Below are 18790 nucleotides of genomic sequence, written 5' to 3'. Positions count from 1 at the left end.
GCGACAAACAAGGAGTACGCGATGGAATTCATGATACTGCGCCGCGCCAATCAGAGCACCGAACGCGGCCAGCAGCCGCCGGCGCTGGAGCCGGGTACCTTTCTCAAACCCAGCACGGAAGCGGTGCGCCTGTTGCGGCGCGACGGCGAGTGGAGCGTGCTGCACGGGCCGTTCGCGCCCAGGGAGCTGGTGGCCGGCTTCACGCTGATCGAGGCCGAATCGAAAGAGGATGCCATCGAACAGGTGCGCTGGTGGCCCTTGTTCGACAGCGGCGCAGTGTATGAAATCCGCGATGCCGGTTGCCCCGGCAATTGCTTCGGCTTCGACGAACGCGGCACGGCGGCCGGCACGCTGCCGCGCCGCGACGAAGCCTTGACGCGCTATGTGATCTTCATCCGTTCCGATGCCGATCTGGAGGCCGACCTGGTGCCGCCGCCGGAAATCATCGACGTGATGAACGCCTACAACGAAGCGGGCGTGCAGCAGGGCGTGCTGCTGGCCGGCGAGGGCCTGATGGCCAGCGCCTCCGCCACCCGTATTCACTTCGCCAATTCGAAGACCTCGGTGGTCGATGGTCCGTTCGCCGAAGTCAAGGAACTGATCGCCGGCTACTGGATGGTGCAGGCGGCCTCGCTCGACGACGCCATCGCCTGGGCCAAGACCTATCCCTATCCGAGCCCCGGCGACCTGACGCTGGAGATCCGCGAAGCCTGCGAGCGCATCGCCCACCAGGAATTTACGCCGGAAATGCGCGTCGCCGAAGAACGCCTGCGCGCCGAGCTGCTGGAGAGCGGCCTGCGCGAAGCCTTCAGGAAGAAAGCCCGTGGCGGCTGACGTCCCCAAGATCGTCGAGGCGGTATGGCGGATGGAGTCCGCCAAGATCATCGCCGTGCTGGCGCGCATGCTGCGCGACGTCGGCCAGGCCGAGGAGCTGGCGCAGGACGCGCTGGTGATGGCGCTGGAGCGCTGGCCGGAAACCGGCGTGCCGGACCAGCCGGCCGCGTGGCTGACCACCGTCGCCAAGAACCGCGCGCTGGACCTGCTGCGGCGCCGCCAGCTGCACCAGGACAAGGAAGCCGAGCTCACCTACGAAATCGAAGGCGTGTTGCAGGACGCCGCGCCCAACCTCGACGCGGCGGTGGCCGACGCCCTGGAAAACGATATCGGCGACGACCTGCTGCGGCTGGTGTTCGTGGCCTGCCACCCGGTGCTGCCGACCGACGGCCGGGTGGCGCTGACCCTGCGCATGCTGGGCGGCCTGAGCACCGAGGAAATCGCCCGCGCCTTCCTGGTGCCGGAAGCGACGGTGGCGCAGCGCATCGTGCGCGCCAAGCGCACGCTGGCCGAGGCCAGGGTGCCGTTCGAGGCGCCGCGCGCGCACGAGCTGGTGGAGCGGCTGGCGTCGGTGCTGCAAGTGGTCTACCTGATCTACAACGAAGGCTATTCCGCCAGCGCCGGCGCCGACTGGATGCGGCCGGCGCTGTGCGAGGAAGCGCTGCGGCTGGGCCGCATCCTGGCCGAGCTGGCGCCGGACGAGGCGGAAGTGCACGGCCTGGTGGCGCTGATGGAAATCCAGTCCTCGCGCGCCCGCGCCCGCGTGGGGCCGAAGGGCGAACCCATCCTGCTGCTGGAGCAGGACCGCGCGCGCTGGGACCAACTGCTGATACGGCGCGGCCTGGCGGCGCTGGCGCGCGCCGAGCAAACCGGGCGCGGACTCGGCTCCTACGGCGTGCAGGCGGCCATCGCGGCCTGCCACGCGCGCGCGCGGTTGGCGGCCGACACCGACTGGCAGCGCATCGCCGCGCTGTACGACGCGCTGGCGCAGCTGACGCCGTCGCCGGTGGTGGAGCTGAACCGCGCGGTGGCGCTGGCGATGGCCTTCGGGCCGGCGGCGGGGTTGGAAGTGGTGGATGGCTTGATGGATGTGGCGGCGCTGAAGAACTACCACCTGCTGCCCAGCGTGCGCGGCGACTTCCTGTCCAAGCTGGGACGGCGCGACGAAGCGCGCCATGAATTCGAGCGGGCCGCGCAGCTGACGCAGAACGAGCGCGAACGCACGCTGCTGCTGGCGCGCGCCGCCGCCCAGTAATACTGTCAGTTCTATTTCGTCGGAGTGGATTGAGGCTGCTGCTGCTGCTGCTGCGCTTTTTTCGCCTGCTCGGCTTCCTTTTCCTGCTTCGCTTTTTGCTTGGCCAGATGGTGGCCGACCACGCACCCGCCGACCGCGCCAACCACGGCATGATGGCCGGCCACGTGGCCGGCAACGGCGCCTACCGCGGCGCCTTTGAGACATCCGGCCGCGTGGGCCGACTCGCTGATCAATGCCAGCGCTGTCACTGCTAATGCGAAATGCTTTTTCATGATATCTCCCGATTGGTCACCTGTGGTGTTTCGCCTGCGCCGGCGAAAGCACCTCCATTCTACAGAATTGTGGAGCGCGAAAAAAAAGCTGGCCCCCACGGGAGTTAAGGGCCAGCAAACCTTGGTACAACAACCTCGTTACAACCCTGCGATTACAGTTTGGCGCGCAGACCCAGGTAGAAGGTGCGGCCGTTAGAATAGAACGCGCGCGGCTGGTCAGGCGTTTCCGCGTACATCTTGATGGTGGTGTTGGTCAGGTTCAGCGCGTCGAAGGTGATCGACAGCTGCTCGTTGATCTTGTAGTTCAACGAGCCTGCCAGGTTGCCCGCGCCCTTCACGTGCTGGCTGGCGCCACGGTCCACGCCGGCCTTGTAGCTGGAGCGGTAGTTGTACGCCAGGCGAGCGCTGAACTTGGCGTCCTCGTAGAAGCCGGTGATGTTGTAGGTGCTCTTCGAGGAGTTCAGCAGCTCGGTGCCGTCGGCCAGCTTGCCGTCGGCGTAGGTGTAGTTGGCCAGCATGCCGAAGCTGCTGAACAAAGGCTGCTGATAGCTCAGCTCCACGCCCTTGTTCTTGCCGCTGGTGTTGAACGGCGACGTGATCTGGTACACGGTCTGCTTGTTTTGCTTGTTGTTGAAGTAGGTGCCGGACGTGGTGCCTTGCGCCACCACCGACACCAGGTCCATGTAGAACAGGCCGGCCGACAGCGAGGACTTCGGTGCGAAGTACCATTCGGCGCTCACTTCCGCATTGTTGGAGCGCACCGGATCGAGCTTGGCGTTGCCGCCGCTGCCGCTGAGCGCGTCGTCGTTCAGCGAGACCGAGCCGCCCAGCGCGCTGTAGTCGGGACGCGACATCGCCCGCGCCACCGCCGCGCGCACCACCAGGTCGCGGTTGACGTCGAACTTGATGTTCGCGCTCGGCAGCACGTCGTTGTAGGTGCGTTCGAACGGGGTCGGCGTGTACGGGCCGAAGGCCGAGCCGGTGATCGGCGCGGAACCGCCGGCCAGGTTGACGATCGAGGTTTGTTTGGTGCGCACGGCGCGCACGCCGGCGTTGCCGCTCCAGCTGTCGCCGGCCAGGTTGGCCATGCCGTAGAGCGCGGTGGTTTTTTCGTTGACCTTGAATTCATCGGTCCAGTTGTGGCGCACCACGAAATCGAGCAGGCGGTTGCCCGGCACCGCGCCCCATGCGCCGAGCGCCGCGCCGTCGTAGCGGAAGTAGGCCGACGACAGATTGCCGCCCAGGTTGGAGGCGAAGTCGCTCGGATATTGCTCGCCGTTCCAGGCCGGACCCGGATTGCTGAAGCCCAGCGGGCCCGGACGGGTTTCCAGCGGATGCTCGGCGCTGCGTTTGTGGTCGGTGAAGCGCGCGCCGAACTTGATCGATTCGAGCACGCCTTCGCCGATGCGCAGGTCGCCGTCGAGCTGGGCGTAGTGTTCCTTGTCGATCGACTGCGCTTCGCCGCCGCCGGCCCAGGCGGTGCTGCCGGGTTTGGTGGTCACGCCGCCAGGGTAGGAGACGTTGGCCGGGCTCAGGCCGTTCAACTGGTAGCTCATGCCGCCGTTGACGTTGTTCTGGTAGTAGACGTCGCCGTGGTCCCAGCCTTCGCCGTGGGTCAGGCCGGCCTTGCCGCTGAGGGTCAGGTCCTGCGTGGCGCGGTAGCGGAAGTTGAAGTCGGTGTAATAGGCTTCGCCGCCAGCGTCGGGACGGTAGATGTTGTCGACCTCGCCCGAGTTGCTGGCGAAGGTGGCGCCGGTGACGGTGCCGCCCTTGGTGGTGACGCCGGTCGGCACCAGGTTGTCGCGGTTGAAGGAGTTGGCCGGCGCCGCCAGCCAGTTGGTGTTCTGGTGCGGTGCGCTCAGCTTGGAGTAGAAACCGTTGACGTCCAGCGTCAGTTCCTTCGACGGCTTGAACTCGACGTCGAAGGCGCCGCCTTCGCGTTTTTTCTTTTGCTCGAACAGCGAGGCGCCGATGAAGGTCGGCACGCTCAGGCCGGCCAGCGCCGGATTGGCCTTGGCGGCCGCGCTGTCCGCGCCCACCTTGGCGTAGCCGAGGATTTCCTGGCCGTCGCGGCGCACGCTGGTCTTTTCGGAGAACGCCTGCACCAGCACGCCGGCGGTGTTGCTGTCGTTCTTCCAGGCGAACAGGCCGGAGAACTGCGGCTCGGTCTTGCTGGACAAGTCGTTGTACACCGCCTGCACCGACGCTTCCAGCGTCAGCGCCTTCTTGAATTCCAGCGGACGGCGGGTGATGACGTCGATCGCGCCGGAGACGCCGCCTTCGACCAGGTCGGCGGTCTGCGACTTGTGCACCACGACCGAGCTGACCAGTTCGGACGGCAGCAGCGAGAAGCTGCTGGAGCGGCCGACGTTGCCGCCGAACTGGTTGAGCACGAACCAGTCGCCGGTGCTGATGGCGTGGCCGTTGAACAGGGTTTGCTGCAGGGACGGGCTGGTGCCGCGCAGGCTGACGCGGTCGTTCTCGCCGAAGCCGCCTTCGCCGCCGGCCGACGACTGGATGTTCACGCCGGGCAGGCGCTGGATGGCGTCGGCGACGTTTTTGTCGGGCATCTTGCCGATGTCTTCGGCGGTCACCACTTCAACCACCGAGTCGGCATTGCGTTTTTGCTTGAGCGACTGCTCCAGGGCGGCGCGTACGCCCGAGACGGTCACGATGGCGGACGGGGTGTCGGCGTTGGCAGGCGGCGTCGCCTGTTGCGCCATGGCCGGCGTTGCGTAGACGGCGGCGGCGATCATCATGCCGACTGCGGCGGCGATCGGTGTCAGGCCGGTGCGGGCCGAGGTGGTGGTGCTTGCTGCGTGCTGTCGAAACGTCATTGCAAATCTCCAAAATTGCCCAGGACGGGCCTGTTCACTTCTTGTGATGATGAATCTCTCGCAAGATTCCCCCTTGCAAACCAAACAACAAAACCAGTTCGATGCCAATATACTGTAAACAATGATACCAAAGCGCTACCAGTTGTGAAAAATTGCGAAATTGTGGTGTTTTTTAGACAAACAATCGCTTAATATTCACCTGTTTGGTGCTAAATGTTAAAAGTACTTAAAGACGACCGTCAATTTTTGGTACTTAATTGGTACTAGTGTATGGCAAAGGGAATCGTATGGTGACATCCGCAGCGGCTGTCGGCCTTGCTGTTGAGCGCGGAGCAGGCGCGCCAGCTGGAGGCGCGCGAGGCGGATGCGGGGCTGGCCATCGAACGGCTGGGTTTCCTGTCCGACGGCCGGGTGGTGGAGTTTTGCCGCTCGTATTTCCGCGGCGATGCCTACGACTTCGTGGCGGAACTCAGCTCGGTCTGAAACCAGGCCAGCGCGTCTTCCCACAGCGGCTGCGCCCTGGCCTTGAAGTAGCCCATGTGGCCGATGGCGCCGATGCCGGCGCGGGCCGGGTCGATGGTGACGCGGGTGACGCGGGCGTTGCGGTAGCCGGCCATGAAGGCGTCGCGCGAGGCCGGGCCGGCCCACAGGTCGTCCAGCGAGTTGATCGCCAATACCGGCGTGCGCACCCGGTCGTAGCTGCCGCGGATGCCCGTCATCTCGGGATCGTCGAAGAAGTAGTGCGGGTAGCGGCACCAACCTTTCCATTGGCGGTAGACGCTGAGCGGCAAGTCTTCGCCCATGCCCAGCTTGCTCCACGCCAGATAGCCGTGCCAGCGCGTCAGCAGCGGGCCGAGCACATTCCAGGTGAACCAGACCTTGACCCGCTCCAGCGGCGGCATCCAGCCGTGCCAGCCGGCGCTGGTGCCGAACAGATAGCTGGCGGCGATCTTGTGCTGGTTGGGCAGCAGCCCGAGCGCGTGGCCGCCATAGGAATGGCCGACCAGCAGCAGCGGCACCTCATCGCTGGCCATGTGCTCGACGGCGGCGGCCAGGTCGAGCCGGCCCCAGTCCAGGAAATCCACGGCGAAGCCCTTCAGCGTGGCCGGCTTGGACAGGCCGATGCCGCGATAGTCCAGGGTCAGCACGCGGTAGCCGCGCGCGGCGGCGAACTCGGCGAAGCGGCGGTAGTAGCCCTGCGGCACGCCGGTGGCGTTGGCCACGACCAGGTGGGCCAGGGTCTCGCCGGCGGCGGGGTAGAGCGTGGCGACGATGGGGTAGCCGTCGGCCGCGTGGAGGGTGAGCTGCTCAGTTGCTTGCTTGGTCATTGCGGTGTCCTTGTAGTTGTGCGCGCAGCAGCGGGAACAGGGTGGCGCTGACCAGTTCCATCGGCGCCACGCTGCCGGCCACGCGCGCTTGCAGCAGCGCGCCTTCGTAGGCGGCCACGATCAGCGCGGCCAGGCCGGCGGCGTTGGCGATCCTGCCCGAGGCTTCGAAGGCGAGCGCCAGCCGGGCGCGGATGGCGGCAAAGCCGTCGGCCAGCGCCTGGCGGATGGCGACGTCTTCCACCGACGATTCCAGCGCCACCGTGGCCAGCGGGCAGCCGCGCTGGAAGCCGCTGGCGGCCAGTCCTTGTTGGGCGCGGGCGATCCACAGTTCCAGCGCCACCACCGGATCGGCGCCGGGCAAGAGTTTGTCGAGCAGGGCGCACAGATCGGCCACCTGCTGTTCGATGGCCGCCACCGCCAACTCGGCCTTGCCGCTGGGGAAGTGGTGGTACAAGCCGCCCTTGGGCGTGCCGGCCGCGGCCAGGATTTCGCTCAGCCCGACGCCGTGCAAGCCCTTGTGCTGCAAGGCGTTGCCCATGGCGCGGATCAGCCGGTCTCGGGTGGGTAGTGTGGTCATCGGTTTACTGTACAGACCGGTCGGTCTGTTGGCAAGTGAAAAAATAGTCCCGGCGGGCCGGGACCATGTCTTGTTAAGCCAGCGTGGCTTCGAGGATCTTGACCAGGGCTTCGATGCCGGCGGCGTCGGTCTGGTCGAAGCGGTTCGGCAGCGGGCTGTCGAGGTCGAACACGCCGACGATCGCGCCGTCCACGCCGCGCACCGGCACCACCAGCTCGGAACGCGAGTTGACGTCGCAGGCGATATGGCCGGGGAAGGCGTGCACGTCCGCCACGACGATGGACTTGCCTTCGACCACGGTGGTGCCGCAGACGCCGCGGCCCTTCTTGATGCGGATGCAGGCCGGCTTGCCCTGGAACGGTCCCAGCACCAGCTCGTCGCCCTTGAGGAAGTAGAAGCCGGCCCAGTTCAGGCCCGGCATGCTGTTGAACACCAGCGAACTGAAGTTGGCGGTGTTGGCGATCAGGTCGCTTTCGCCGTGGACCAGGCCGGTCAGCTGCGAGCGCAGGTCGTCGAACATGGCGCGTTTGGCTGCGGGAGTGTCGGTGCCGTAGGCGGTGTCGCTGAGGGTGAAAGTCATGATGATCTTTTAAAAAAAATTTGCCAGGACGATATGGTAGCCGTTTCAGCGACGACGCGCTGGCGATCAGCCCAAGGTTACGCTCGCCAGCCGGCGAAGCAGGGCGGCGGCCGGGTGGCCCTCGGCGACGATCAGGCCCAGGCCGGCGGCCAGTTCGTCGCCTTCCTTCAGCTTGCGGTAGGCCACGCCGCTGCGGCTGACCGCCGCGAACGAGGCCGGCAGCAGCGCCATGCCCTTGCCGGCCGCGACGTCGCTTAGCAGCACGTGGTGGTCGTGCGGCTCCAGCAGGAAGCGCGGCGCGAAGCCGTGCTTGCGGAACACCGCGTGGCTGTGGTCGAAGAAGGCCGGCTGGCGCGCCCGCTCGAACCAGTACACCGGCTGGTCTTGCAGGTCGGCCAGCGCCAGGCTGCGGCGCTTGGCCAGCGGATGGCGGCTCGACAGCGCCACCAGGGTCGGCTGTTTGCCCAGTTGCAGCACCGGCAGGTCGAAGGTCTTGGTCGGCAGCGCGATGATGGCCGCGTCCAGCCGCCGCGCGCGCAGGCGGGCGACCAGGCGCGGCGAGGCGTCGAACACGGTGTCCAGCGCCGCGCCGGCGCCACCGCCGAGTTCTGCCGAGACGCCGTCGGTAAAGGCGCGGTACAGGTCGGACTCCATCGACGATGTCATGCCCAGCCGCAGCCGCACGGCGGGCTGGCGCGCTTGCAGCGCCTGCTCGGCCTGGTCCAGCAGCGCCAGGATGTGCAGCGCGCGCGGCAGCAGCTCGGCGGCGGCCGGCGTCAGCGCCACGTGCTGGGTGTCGCGCTCGAACAGCTTGACGCCGAGGCGCTCCTCCATCTGCCGCACCGCGCGGCTCAGCGGCGGCTGCGTCATGTGCAGCTGCTCGGCGGCCTGGCGGAAATTCAGGCATTGCGCGACGGCGGCAAACATCTGTAAGGCGTGGGTGTCGAGTTTTCTCATGATACTGAAAAGGTATCACGATTTTGCACATTCCGTCCGCCGCGCACAGTGGCTAGACTCGCTCCCATCGACCAACAATGGAGTTCAGCATGAAGAAATTATCGGGTTTGGGTTTTGGCTGCATGGGCATGTCGGAGTTCTACGGCGCCACCGACGACGCGCAATCGCTGGCCACGCTGGAGGCCGCCTACGAGGCGGGCGTGACGCTGTTTGACACGGCCGATTCCTACGGCGTCGGCCACAACGAAGAGCTGCTGGGCCGCTTCCTGCGCGGCAAGCGCGAGCAGGTGACGCTGGCCACCAAGTTCGGCCTGGTGCGCAAGGCCGGCAACTACGAGCGCCGCATCGACAACTCGCCGGCCTACATCCGCGCAGCCTGCGAGGCCTCGCTGCGCCGGCTCGATATCGAGCATATTGATTTATACTATATACACCGTTTGAACCTGGCTGAAACCCCGCTGGAAGAGTCGATGGAAGCCCTGGCGCAACTGGTCCGCCAGGGCAAGATCGGCGCCATCGGCCTGTGCGAAGTATCGCCGGCCACCTTGCGCCGCGCCGCCGCCGTGCATCCGGTGGCCGCCGTGCAAAGCGAATATTCGCTGTGGACGCGCGACCCGGAAGACGGCGTGCTGCAAGCCTGCCGCGAAGTCGGCGCCGTGTTCTGCGCCTACAGCCCGCTGGGCCGCGGCTTCCTGACCGGCAAGGCGGCGCCGCTGGAAGAGGGCGACTTCCGCAAGCTCAGTCCGCGCTTTGCCGAGGAAAACCGGGCCGCCAACCAGCGCATCGTCGACATCGTGCGCGAGATCGCCGGTGACAAGGGCTGCACGCCGGCCCAGCTGGCGCTGGCCTGGCTGCTGGCGCAGAGCGACGACATCGTCCCCATCCCGGGAACCAAGCGCATCCCTTACATGCTGGAGAACCTGGGCGCGCTGCGCGTGCAGCTCAGCGCGGAGGAACTGGCCCGCATCGGCGCGGCGCTGCCGCCCGGTATCGCCGCCGGTGCGCGCTACCCGCAGGAAGGCATGAAGGGACTCAACTCCTGACGATCGACTCCTAGCCGTTTTCCGTGACACTCCTACGATCGTTGTAGGCAGCCTCCGATGGCGTGCGCGCGCCGCTCGCGCTACTCTTGGAGGCAGTGCGCCGCGGCCCACGCGCCGCGCGCGTTTGTTGACCATCGAAAACGGATAATATATGTCGACCAGAAAAAAGAACGCCGTCTTACCGCGTCAGGGGAAACAGAGAATATCGACCAACGGGGAAAAAGCAGTGCCCTACGGGCCGCCAAGGCTGTCGCCTGAAATCCAGGCCATGCTGATGGTGGGCGAGGAGCAGGTCATCATCAATCAGGAGGTGAACGACAATCTGTGCTTCATGACGGAATTCATCGATGGCGTTTGAACCGGCGCCATTGTGAGGGACATTCGGTTAGGCATACCAACCGGTACACGGAATGGTCCTACGTCGCTGTCTGCAAGCGTCCTATATTGTGCGGCTGGGTCGTGCACTACGATGACTGCTCCTGTGTAGCAAGCAGGATCAGTTAGCGGTAGTTTTCACGAGGAGACCATCATGGCGACTTCCAACCAAGGCAATGACCAAGGCAGCAAGCAAGGCGATAAGACTGGTAGCCAGCAGAAGGACACCAGCAAGCGCGGCTTCGCTTCCATGGATCCGCAACAGCAGCGTGAGATCGCGGCCGAAGGCGGCCGCGCGGCCCACGAGAAAGGCACGGCGCACGAGTTCACTTCGGAAGAAGCGCGCCGCGCAGGCAGCATGAGCCACAAGAACGATGCGCGTAGCAGCCAGAGCAGCACGCCCGGCAGCGCATCGCAGAGCGGCGGCAAGGAAGACGAGGAGGACAACAGCAAAGCCGGGCGTAGCGGTTCCAGCCGTTCGGGATCGTCGGGCGGTTCCAGCTCCAAGTCCTAAGCGCTGATCGGTAGTTGGCCGCCCGCACAGGTTTCCGTGCGGGCGGTTTTCGTCGTCTGCGTTACAGGCAGATCGTCGTATGCGGCCCCGTCTGCTGTGGCGTGCGGCCGCCGATGGCGGCCCTGGCCAGCTCGTACAACTGCTTCATCTTGCTGGCGCCGGCGTCCCAATATTCGGCGGTCTGGATGCGCACCCGCAGCAGCGCCAAGTGCGGATCGTCCAGGCCGCCGGGGAACCAGCTGCGCGTCATCGGGCGCCACAGCTCGCGCGCCTTGGCGCGGTCCTTCACCAGGCTGGCCTGGCCGAACACAGACAAGTACAGCTTGGCCGCCGGATCGCAAAAACTGATGTTGACGCCGGGATGCTGCGGCAGGGCGGTGGTGAAGTCGGCGTCGTCCGCAGTGAAAAACCACAGATTGCCTTCGTTGTCGATCTGCTGCACGGCCAGCGGGCGGCAGCTGAGCACGTTTCCGTCGTCGCAAGTGGTGACCATGCCGAAGCGCACCCCTTTGATCTTGGCGGCGAGTGTGTTGAGTTGTTCCTGGTTATAGAGCGGCATGATGCGCCTCCATGATGATAGTTGTGCTTCACCATAGCCGTCCTGCGACAAGAACACTGTGCGTAACTGCACGTAGCTTTACATTTGCGATACATGATGGCGATTGACTTTGCAAATGATAATCATTATCATCTACTTTTTCCCCATTGAAGGATAGCCCTTGAGCGCCCAAGCAGCAGCCTCCGCCCGCAACGCCAGCCGCGCCGTTTGGCTCAAGCATCTGCACCAATGGCATTGGGTCAGTTCGGCGATGTGCTTGATGGGCATGTTCTTGTTCAGCATTACCGGCATCACGCTCAACCATTCATCGCAGATTGAGGCCAAGCCGGCCGTCGTGCGCCAGCAGGCCAGCGCGCCGGCCGCGTTGACGGCGCAGCTGCGCGCCTACGCCGCCGGGCACGACGGCGCCAAGCAGCCGCTGCCGGCCGCCGCCGAGCAATGGCTGCGCGACACCTGGAAGATACAGGCCGGCGGCCGCGTCGCCGAGTGGGCCGCGGATGAAGTCTACCTGCCGCTGCCCAAGGCCGGCGGCGACGCCTGGGTGCGCATCGCGCTGGAGGACGGCGCCGCCGAATTCGAAAACACCGACCGCGGCTGGATCTCCTGGCTCAACGACGTGCACAAGGGCCGTAATACGGGCACCGCCTGGAACTGGTTCATCGACATCTTTGCCGGCGCCTGCCTGGTGTTCTGCATCACCGGTTTGCTGATCCTGAAATTCCACGCGGCCAACCGGCCGTTCACCTGGCCGATGGTGGGCCTGGGCATTCTGATTCCCTTTGTCATTGCGCTGCTGTTCATTCATTAAACTCACGTCAGGTCCTCCATGAAATTACGCTATTCCATCGCCCTCAGTCTGCCGTTGGCCAGTGCCACAGCCATGGGCGCCGAGCTGGCGCTCAAACTCGAAGTGCCGCAACTGAACGTGGCTGAATACCATCGTCCCTACATCGCCGCGTGGCTGGAGAACGCCGACCAGAAAGTGGTCGCCAACCTGGCCGTGCTGTACGACGTCAAGAAGAAGGACAACGCCGGCACCAAGTGGCTCAAGGACGTGCGCCAGTGGTGGCGCAAGAGCGGCCGCGACGTGGAAATGCCGATGGACGGCGTCAGCGGCGCGACCAGGGCGCCGGGCGAACAGTCGCTGACCTTCCCGGGCGCGAAGGCGGCGCTCGACAAGCTGCCGGCCGGCCAGTACACGCTGGTGGTGGAAGCGGCGCGCGAAGCCGGTGGCCGCGAAGCCGTCAAGGTGCCGCTGCAATGGCCGCCGAAGTCGGCGCAGAACGTGAGCGGCCAGGGCAAGGAAGAACTGGGCGCCGTGGTGGTACAACTCAAACCTTAAGGCCTGTCCATGAAACTGTATAAATCGTTGATCGCCCTGGCGCTGGCCGGCCTGTCGGCCGTGTCGCTGAACGCGCAGGCGCACAAGCCGTGGCTGCTGCCGTCGTCGACCATCGTCGAAGGCAAGGAAGCCTGGCTGACCGTGGACGCCGCCATTTCCGAAGGCCTGTTCGATATCGACCACCAGCCGCTCAAATTGGACGGCATCGTCATCACCGGCCCGGACGGCGGCAAGCTGGCCATGGAAAACGTCAACAACGGCAAGCTGCGCAACACCTTCGACCTCAAGCTGCCGAAGCCCGGCACCTACAAGATCGCGCTGGTGACGCAGGGCGTGTCGGGCAGCTACAAGAACAAGGAAGGCGAGATGAAGCGCTTCCGCGGCAGCGAGGAAACGCTGGCCAAGGATGTGCCGGCCGATGCGAGCGACGTCAAGCTGACGCGCATGCACAGCCGCCTGGAAACCTACGTCTCGACCGGCACGCCGGACCTGGCGGTGTTCAAGCCGACCGGCGTCGGCCTGGAACTGGTGCCGGTGACGCACCCGAACGATATGCGCGCGGGCGAGAAGGCCACCTGGCGCTTTCTGCTGGACGGCAAGCCGGCCGCCAACCAGGGCTTCAGCCTGATCCCCGGCGGCGTGCGCTATCGCGGCACCTTGGGCGAGCTGCGCAAGAACGCCGACGCCAACGGCGAAGTGACGTTCGAGCTGCCGGCGGCCGGCATGTACCTGGTCAGCAGCGCCTGGCCGGCCGCCGCGCCGCAAGCGCCGGGCCAGCCGCCGCAAATGCCGCCACGCCGCGTCAGCTACGCGGCGACGGTGGAAATCCTGCCGCAATAAGGCGCGGTACGCTCGCCATGCGCCGTGTATTGCTGCCCCATGTCGTGGACGACGAGCCGGCCCCCGCCGGCGGCGTGATCCGCGATTTCGGCGGGCGCAGCATGGGCACCAGTTGGTCGGTGCGGCTGGTGGCCGCGCCGGAGGATGGGTGCGCCCATCTGCGGCAAGGACTGCAGCAGCAACTGGACGCGGTGGTGGCGGAGATGAGCCACTGGGAAAGCGATTCCGACCTCGGCCGATTCAACCGCGCCGAGGCCGGCAGCTGGCGGCAGTTGCCGTCGGCGTTTTTCGATGTGCTGGCGTTCGCATTGGACGTGGCCTGCGCGTCGGGCGGCGCCTACGATCCCTGCGCCGGCGCATTGGTCAACCTGTGGGGCTTCGGCCCGCACGGCAGGTTCGACCAGCCGGATTTCGTGCCGCCGTCGGCCGCGCACATCAGCGCGGCGCTGGCGGCGCTGGCGTCGCAACCCGTGCTGCTGGAACGCGAAGGCCGCCGCGCCTTGCAGCCGGGCGGCGTGCAGCTCGATCTGTCGGCCGTGGCCAAGGGCTACGGCGTGGACCGGCTGGCGTATTTTTTGATGACGCAGGGTTACGCGCACTGCCTGGTCGAAGTCGGCGGCGAGCTGCGCGGGACTGGAGTCAAGCCGGACGGCCAGCCGTGGTGGGTGGCGCTGGAGCAGGTGGCCGATGGCGCCGATAGTGCAGCCTTGCAGCCGGACGAATTGGTGCTGGCGCTGCACGGCTTGTCGGTGGCGACCTCGGGCGACTACCGCCGCTATTTCGAGCTGGACGGCCAGCGCTATTCCCACACCATCGACCCGCGCAGCGGCATGCCGATCGCCAACGACCTGGCCTCGGTTACCGTGGTTCATCCGCAATGCATGGCGGCCGACGCCTGGTCCACCGCGCTGACGGTGCTGGGCTGCGAACACGGCCTGCGCCTGGCCGAGCAACAAGGACTGGCGGTGCGCTTCGTCGCCCGCCAGCGCGACGGCGGCTTTACCGAACACATGAGTACCCATTTACGCGGCATGCTCGACGAATGATCTGGACCAAGGACCCCACCCGCTTGATGCTGGTCGCCAGCCTGGCCATGAGCTATGCGCTGGTGTGCCTGGCGCCCTACCTGCGCACGCGCCGCAAGCGCGTGGCCGCGCAGCGCGCCAAGGCCGAAGCGGCCGCCACCCCCGGCTGGATCGTCGCCTACGCCAGCCAGACCGGCAACGCCGAGGAACTGGCCGGGCAAACGCTGGCGACCTTGCGGCTGGCCGGCATCGCCGCGCAGCTGAGCGAGCTGTCCGAGCTGCAGGCCGAGGATTTGCAACGCGCCGAGCGCATCCTGTTCCTGGTCAGCACCTACGGCGAGGGCGATGCGCCGGACGCCGCCGCCGCCTTCGCCGGCCGCCTGATGACCAACGGCCTGGCGCTGCCGCATTTGCACTACGCCGTGCTGGCGCTGGGCGACAGCGCCTACGCCCAGTTCTGCGGCTTCGGCCGCGCGCTGGACCAATGGCTGCAGGCGCAGGGCGCGCAAAGCCTGTTCCCGCGCATCGAGGTCAACCGTAGCTCGGCCGAGGCCATCGGCGCCTGGCGCCAGCAGCTCAGCCATCTGGCCGGTACCAGCGACGCGCCGGACTGGAGCGCGCCCGCGTTCGACCACTGGCGCCTGGCCGCACGCAAGCTGCTCAATCCGGGCAGCGCCGGCGCACCGGTCTACCACCTGGAACTGGAACCGCGGGACGGCGCGCTGCCGGCCTGGGAGTCTGGCGACCTGGTGCAGATATCGGCGCCGTCCGATCCCGAGCGCGCCCGCGAATACTCGATCGCCTCGATGCCGGCCGACGGCCGCGTGCATTTGCTGGTGCGCCTGCACACGCATGCAGACGGCAGCCACGGCGCCGCTTCCGGCTGGTTGACGCAGCAGGCCGCGCTGGGCGAGGCGATCCAGCTGCGTTTGCGCCAGCACCGCCGCTTCCGCCTGGAAGGCAACGCGCAGCGGCCGCTGATCCTGATCGGCAACGGCAGCGGCATCGCCGGCCTGCGCGGCCACCTGAAGGCGCGCGCGGCGAGCGGGAGGGCCCGCAACTGGCTGCTGTTCGGCGAGCGCAACGAAGCCCACGACTACCACTATCGCGACGAACTGGCGACCTGGCAGCTGCACGCCAAGCTGGAAAAACTGGACATGGTGTTCTCGCGCGACCAGCCCGAGCGCCGCTACGTGCAGGACAGTCTGGCCGAGCAGGCGGATGAGGTGCGGGCCTGGGTCGCGGCCGGCGCCGCCATCTATGTCTGCGGCAGCCTGGACGGCATGGCGGCCGGCGTGGACGCCGCGCTGGCCGCCGCCTTGGGCCGCGCAGCGCTGGACCAGCTGGCCGCCGCCGGACGCTATCGGCGCGACGTTTATTGACGTTTTATTACAACGCACCAATGAGGTGCAAATCCGGTTGTTCTGATGGTAATAAAATATTACGTTTTATTCATTGAAATATTTTCCAATATTGAAATTAAATTTTGTAAATTGGCGTAAATTTCGAACTTGTGATGTTTGTTCTAAATTTGTTTCAACTGTGTACCATATTGTACGGACAGGCCCGATAATTCCATTATCGAAGAGCAATGTTGGCCACTTCGACTTATAGCGTTGTTGGTATTGCTCTCGATTTCTATGTTTTTATTCGGGAGTTTGAATGGTATTGCAAGAAAAAATCGGCGTACGCTCCGTGCGCATCGCCCTGAGTGTGCTGACCGGCACCGTACTGATCGCAGGCCAGGCCTTTGCTGACGAGGCCATGCAGAAGGTTGAAATCACCGGCTCGAGCATCAAGCGCATCGCCGTGGAAGGCGCGCTGCCAGTGCAGCGCCTGTCGCAGGAACAAATCGCCAAGACCGGCGCCACCACCGTAGCCGACCTGATCCAATCGCTGCCGGCGATGCAGGGCTTCAGCATCGCCGCCACCGCGGCCGGCTCGAACTCGGGCGGCATCGTCTCGGCCTCGATCCACAACATCGGCGAGAGCTACACCCTGGTCCTGCTGGACGGCCGCCGCATTGCGCCGACCGGCTCGGGCAGCACCATCAACCTGAACTCCATCCCGATGAGCGCGGTTGAGCGCGTCGAGATCCTGACCGACGGCGCCTCCGCCCTGTACGGTTCGGACGCGATCGCCGGCGTGATCAACTTCATCCTGAAGAAAAACGCCCACGGCGGCACCATCGACGCGACCTGGTCACAGCCGACCAGCGGCCGTCCAGGCCAGTCGTACAACACCAACCTGACCTACGGCTTCGGCGACCTGCAGGAAGACCGCTACAACATCCTGGCGACCTATCGCCACGATGAGCAGAGTCCGGTCAAGGCGACCGACCGTTCGTTCGCGTCGACCTCCTACGTCCCGTTCGACTACAACGGCCACCACTACATCTACGACCGCACCAGCTCGGCGGCCGCACCGGCCAACGTCGGCGTGACCTTCAACAAAGGCCTGGCGCCTATCGGTTTCAGCCCGTACCTGATGCAGAACGGCAGCTGCCCGAAGCAGACCTACCTGAGCCTGAACAACACGGCTGACACCCACAACTGCTCGTTCGACTCCACCCCGGCCGTGGAAATCTCGCCGCAGAACAAGCGTGACAGCTTCTTCACCAAGGCCCAGTACAAGGCCAGCGACGACATCACCGTGTTTGCTGAAATGGCCCTGTCGCGCCTGGACCTGACCGCGCGCATCGCGCAGAACATCGCGCCGTTCACCATCACGCCGGGTTCGGAGCGCTACAACAGCTACGTGCTGCCTTACCTGACCGCCGCGCAGGCCGCCAACGTCAAGCAGGTGTCGGGCAGCTACCGCACCTACGACTGGGGCACCCGCGACAGCCAGACCATTACCGACGCCCAGCACCTGGTGGTGGGCGCGGACGGCGACATCGGCGCCTGGAGCTTCGGCACCGGCCTGACCTGGTCGCGCAACAAGCTCGACGAGCGCTATGTCGGCGGCTACGCGATGACCAAGGAATTCAAGGACATGTTGGCCACCAACGCCTTCAATCCGTTCGCGCCGATCGGCAACCAGAGCGACGCCACCAAGACGCAGATCGCCAACTCGATCTACCACGGTTCGGTGCGCGAAGCGTCGACCACCTTGAAGGGTGTGGACGCGCACGGTTCGCGTGAAGTGTTCGCGCTGCCCGGCGGCGCCGCCAACCTGGGTATCGGCGCCGACTACCGCGAGTACGCTTACCAGCAGACCCCGTCCGCTGACGCGGCCGGCGGCAAGATCTACAACCTGACCGCCCAGCCAGCCTTCGACATGAAGCGCGCCTCGTACGGCGTATTTGGCGAACTGCTGGCGCCGCTGACCAAGGAACTGGAAATGACCGTGGCCGGCCGCTACGACAGCATCGCCGGCATCGACAACCTGCTGGCCCACCGCAAGATGGGCGAGACCCAGTCGGCCAGCACCTACAAGGTGTCGGCCCGCTGGCAGCCGGTCAAGACGGTGCTGGTGCGCGGTTCCTACGGTACCGGCTTCAAGGCGCCTAGCATGACCGACATCGGCCAGCCGCTGGTCAGCTCTGGTGTAACGGCGAACAGCTATGCTTGCCCGTTCCCAGGCACCGATCAGTGCCGCCCCGGCAATGCGCAGTACAACATGCTGTCCGGCGGTAACGAGAACCTGAAACCTGAGCGTTCCAAGCAGTATTCGATCGGTTTCCGCGTCGAGCCTAACGCCTCGTTCTCGTTCGGCGCCGACCTGTGGGATGTGAAGATCACCGACGCCGTATCGTCGATCAGCGAGCAGCAGATCTTCGCCAACCCGGCCAAGTTCCGCGAGCTGTTCAGCACCTTCACCGAACCGTCGACCGGCAACACCTACTGGGCGATGAAGCGCCTGTCGATCAACATCGGCAAGACCCACAACCAGGGTATCGACTACGACCTGGTGGGCCGCCAGAAGTTCTCGTTCGGTCAGTTGACGGCCAACCTGAACGGCACCTACCTGATGAAGTCGGACTACACCCGTCCGGGCACCGACGGCGACTGGACCAGCGACCTGAACATCTTCGGCATCGACAACAGCGTAGCCTTCCGCCACATCGTGCGCGCCGCGCTGACGCTCGACACCGGCAAAGTCAGCAATACGCTGAGCGCCAACTACCGCAACGGCTACCAGGACGCGCAAACGACCGTGCGTAACGTCGACAGCGGCAAGGACGAGAGCATCCGTCTGTGGGTGCCGTCGTACCTGACGATCGACTGGCAGGGCAAGCTGGCGCTGACCAAGACCGCGTCGATCCGCATGGGCGTGAAAAACCTGCTGGACCGCGAGCCGCCGCTGTCGCTGCGCGCTTCGTCGGGCCACCAGGTTGGTTTCGACCCACGCTACGCGGACCAGATCGGCCGCACCTTCTACATGACCGGCGCGCTGGCGTTCTAAGCGGTTGATCCTGTAGTGTGATGAAGCCCTGACCGGTAGTATTGG

At 65.6% G+C, this 18790-nt stretch carries 18 protein-coding genes and 1 pseudogene; 12 read left to right on the top strand and 7 right to left on the bottom strand.

From position 1 onward, the window contains the following. Window positions 1-21 precede the first annotated feature (21 nt). Entirely contained in the window at window positions 22-834 is an 813-nt protein-coding gene (locus AC07OK_RS08095; RefSeq protein ID WP_494689821.1) for a YciI family protein, read from the top strand. A gap of 31 nt (window positions 835-865) precedes the next feature. Continuing rightward, entirely contained in the window at window positions 866-2089 is a 1224-nt protein-coding gene (locus tag AC07OK_RS08090; RefSeq protein WP_494689925.1) for an RNA polymerase sigma factor, read from the top strand. An 11-nt stretch (window positions 2090-2100) separates the two neighbouring features. On the opposite strand, the gene AC07OK_RS08085 is transcribed toward AC07OK_RS08090, so the two are convergent. After that, complete coding sequence (locus tag AC07OK_RS08085) at window positions 2101-2361, bottom strand: hypothetical protein (RefSeq protein ID WP_494689820.1); 261 nt, start codon at window positions 2359-2361, stop codon at window positions 2101-2103. Between the two features lie 152 nt (window positions 2362-2513). Further along, window positions 2514-5198: a TonB-dependent receptor gene (locus AC07OK_RS08080; RefSeq protein ID WP_494689819.1), complete on the bottom strand. Its 2685-nt coding sequence runs from the start codon at window positions 5196-5198 to the stop codon at window positions 2514-2516. A gap of 300 nt (window positions 5199-5498) precedes the next feature. Between AC07OK_RS08080 and AC07OK_RS08075 the strand changes: the two are divergent. Further along, window positions 5499-5681 (top strand): annotated as a pseudogene (locus tag AC07OK_RS08075) (UTRA domain-containing protein); the annotation flags it as partial. Here the strand turns inward: AC07OK_RS08075 and AC07OK_RS08070 are convergent. The 4 genes from AC07OK_RS08070 to AC07OK_RS08055 form a co-directional block, all read right to left on the bottom strand. Beyond that, entirely contained in the window at window positions 5648-6526 is an 879-nt protein-coding gene (locus tag AC07OK_RS08070; RefSeq protein WP_494689818.1) for an alpha/beta hydrolase family protein, read from the bottom strand. The pseudogene AC07OK_RS08075 and the gene AC07OK_RS08070 overlap by 34 nt on opposite strands. Continuing rightward, window positions 6507-7103, bottom strand: a complete 597-nt coding sequence (locus AC07OK_RS08065; RefSeq protein ID WP_494689817.1) for a TetR/AcrR family transcriptional regulator — start codon at window positions 7101-7103, stop codon at window positions 6507-6509. Before AC07OK_RS08065 ends, AC07OK_RS08070 begins: the two co-directional genes overlap by 20 nt. Before the next feature lie 73 nt (window positions 7104-7176). Then, complete coding sequence (locus AC07OK_RS08060; RefSeq protein WP_494689816.1) at window positions 7177-7683, bottom strand: GAF domain-containing protein; 507 nt, start codon at window positions 7681-7683, stop codon at window positions 7177-7179. Between the two features lie 66 nt (window positions 7684-7749). Further along, on the bottom strand, window positions 7750-8640 hold the full coding sequence (locus AC07OK_RS08055) for a LysR family transcriptional regulator (RefSeq protein ID WP_494689815.1): 891 nt from the start codon (window positions 8638-8640) through the stop codon (window positions 7750-7752). 89 nt (window positions 8641-8729) lie between these two features. On the opposite strand from AC07OK_RS08055, the gene AC07OK_RS08050 reads away from it, so the two are divergent. The 3 genes from AC07OK_RS08050 to AC07OK_RS08040 all read left to right on the top strand — a co-directional run bounded on the left by AC07OK_RS08050 (window position 8730) and on the right by AC07OK_RS08040 (window position 10572). Next, the gene (locus tag AC07OK_RS08050; RefSeq protein ID WP_494689814.1) at window positions 8730-9683 is read left to right on the top strand and encodes an aldo/keto reductase; all 954 of its coding nucleotides are present in this window, start codon (window positions 8730-8732) and stop codon (window positions 9681-9683) included. A gap of 151 nt (window positions 9684-9834) precedes the next feature. Beyond that, the gene (locus AC07OK_RS08045; protein ID WP_494689813.1) at window positions 9835-10041 is read left to right on the top strand and encodes a hypothetical protein; all 207 of its coding nucleotides are present in this window, start codon (window positions 9835-9837) and stop codon (window positions 10039-10041) included. A gap of 171 nt (window positions 10042-10212) precedes the next feature. Beyond that, on the top strand, window positions 10213-10572 hold the full coding sequence (locus tag AC07OK_RS08040) for a KGG domain-containing protein (protein ID WP_494689812.1): 360 nt from the start codon (window positions 10213-10215) through the stop codon (window positions 10570-10572). Window positions 10573-10633: 61 nt separating this feature from the next. Here AC07OK_RS08040 and AC07OK_RS08035 read toward each other — a convergent pair whose 3' ends face one another. Next, a complete protein-coding gene (locus AC07OK_RS08035) occupies window positions 10634-11131 on the bottom strand; it encodes a pyridoxamine 5'-phosphate oxidase family protein (protein ID WP_494689811.1) in 498 nt (165 codons plus the stop codon). Window positions 11132-11291: 160 nt separating this feature from the next. On the opposite strand from AC07OK_RS08035, the gene AC07OK_RS08030 reads away from it, so the two are divergent. From AC07OK_RS08030 to AC07OK_RS08005, 6 genes are all read left to right on the top strand, one after another. Beyond that, window positions 11292-11939 carry a PepSY-associated TM helix domain-containing protein gene (locus tag AC07OK_RS08030; protein ID WP_494689810.1) on the top strand — a complete coding sequence of 216 codons (648 nt, stop codon included), beginning with the start codon at window positions 11292-11294 and terminating at the stop codon, window positions 11937-11939. 18 nt (window positions 11940-11957) lie between these two features. Beyond that, window positions 11958-12473: a DUF2271 domain-containing protein gene (locus AC07OK_RS08025; RefSeq protein WP_116990198.1), complete on the top strand. Its 516-nt coding sequence runs from the start codon at window positions 11958-11960 to the stop codon at window positions 12471-12473. Window positions 12474-12482: 9 nt separating this feature from the next. Further along, complete coding sequence (locus AC07OK_RS08020; RefSeq protein ID WP_494689809.1) at window positions 12483-13313, top strand: DUF4198 domain-containing protein; 831 nt, start codon at window positions 12483-12485, stop codon at window positions 13311-13313. Between the two features lie 17 nt (window positions 13314-13330). Beyond that, window positions 13331-14359, top strand: coding sequence for an FAD:protein FMN transferase (locus AC07OK_RS08015; RefSeq protein ID WP_494689808.1), 1029 nt, complete (start codon window positions 13331-13333; stop codon window positions 14357-14359). Continuing rightward, window positions 14356-15720, top strand: coding sequence for a sulfite reductase subunit alpha (locus AC07OK_RS08010; RefSeq protein ID WP_494689807.1), 1365 nt, complete (start codon window positions 14356-14358; stop codon window positions 15718-15720). The genes AC07OK_RS08015 and AC07OK_RS08010 overlap by 4 nt, the downstream gene beginning before the upstream one ends. A gap of 280 nt (window positions 15721-16000) precedes the next feature. Continuing rightward, window positions 16001-18745 (top strand): TonB-dependent receptor, encoded by a 2745-nt coding sequence (locus AC07OK_RS08005; RefSeq protein WP_494689806.1) that lies wholly within the window; start codon window positions 16001-16003, stop codon window positions 18743-18745. The last annotated feature ends 45 nt before the right edge of the window (window positions 18746-18790 follow it).

The organism is Duganella sp. GW821-FHT07G03, from assembly GCF_059418605.1.
This window is presented reverse-complemented; position numbering and strand designations above follow the sequence as displayed.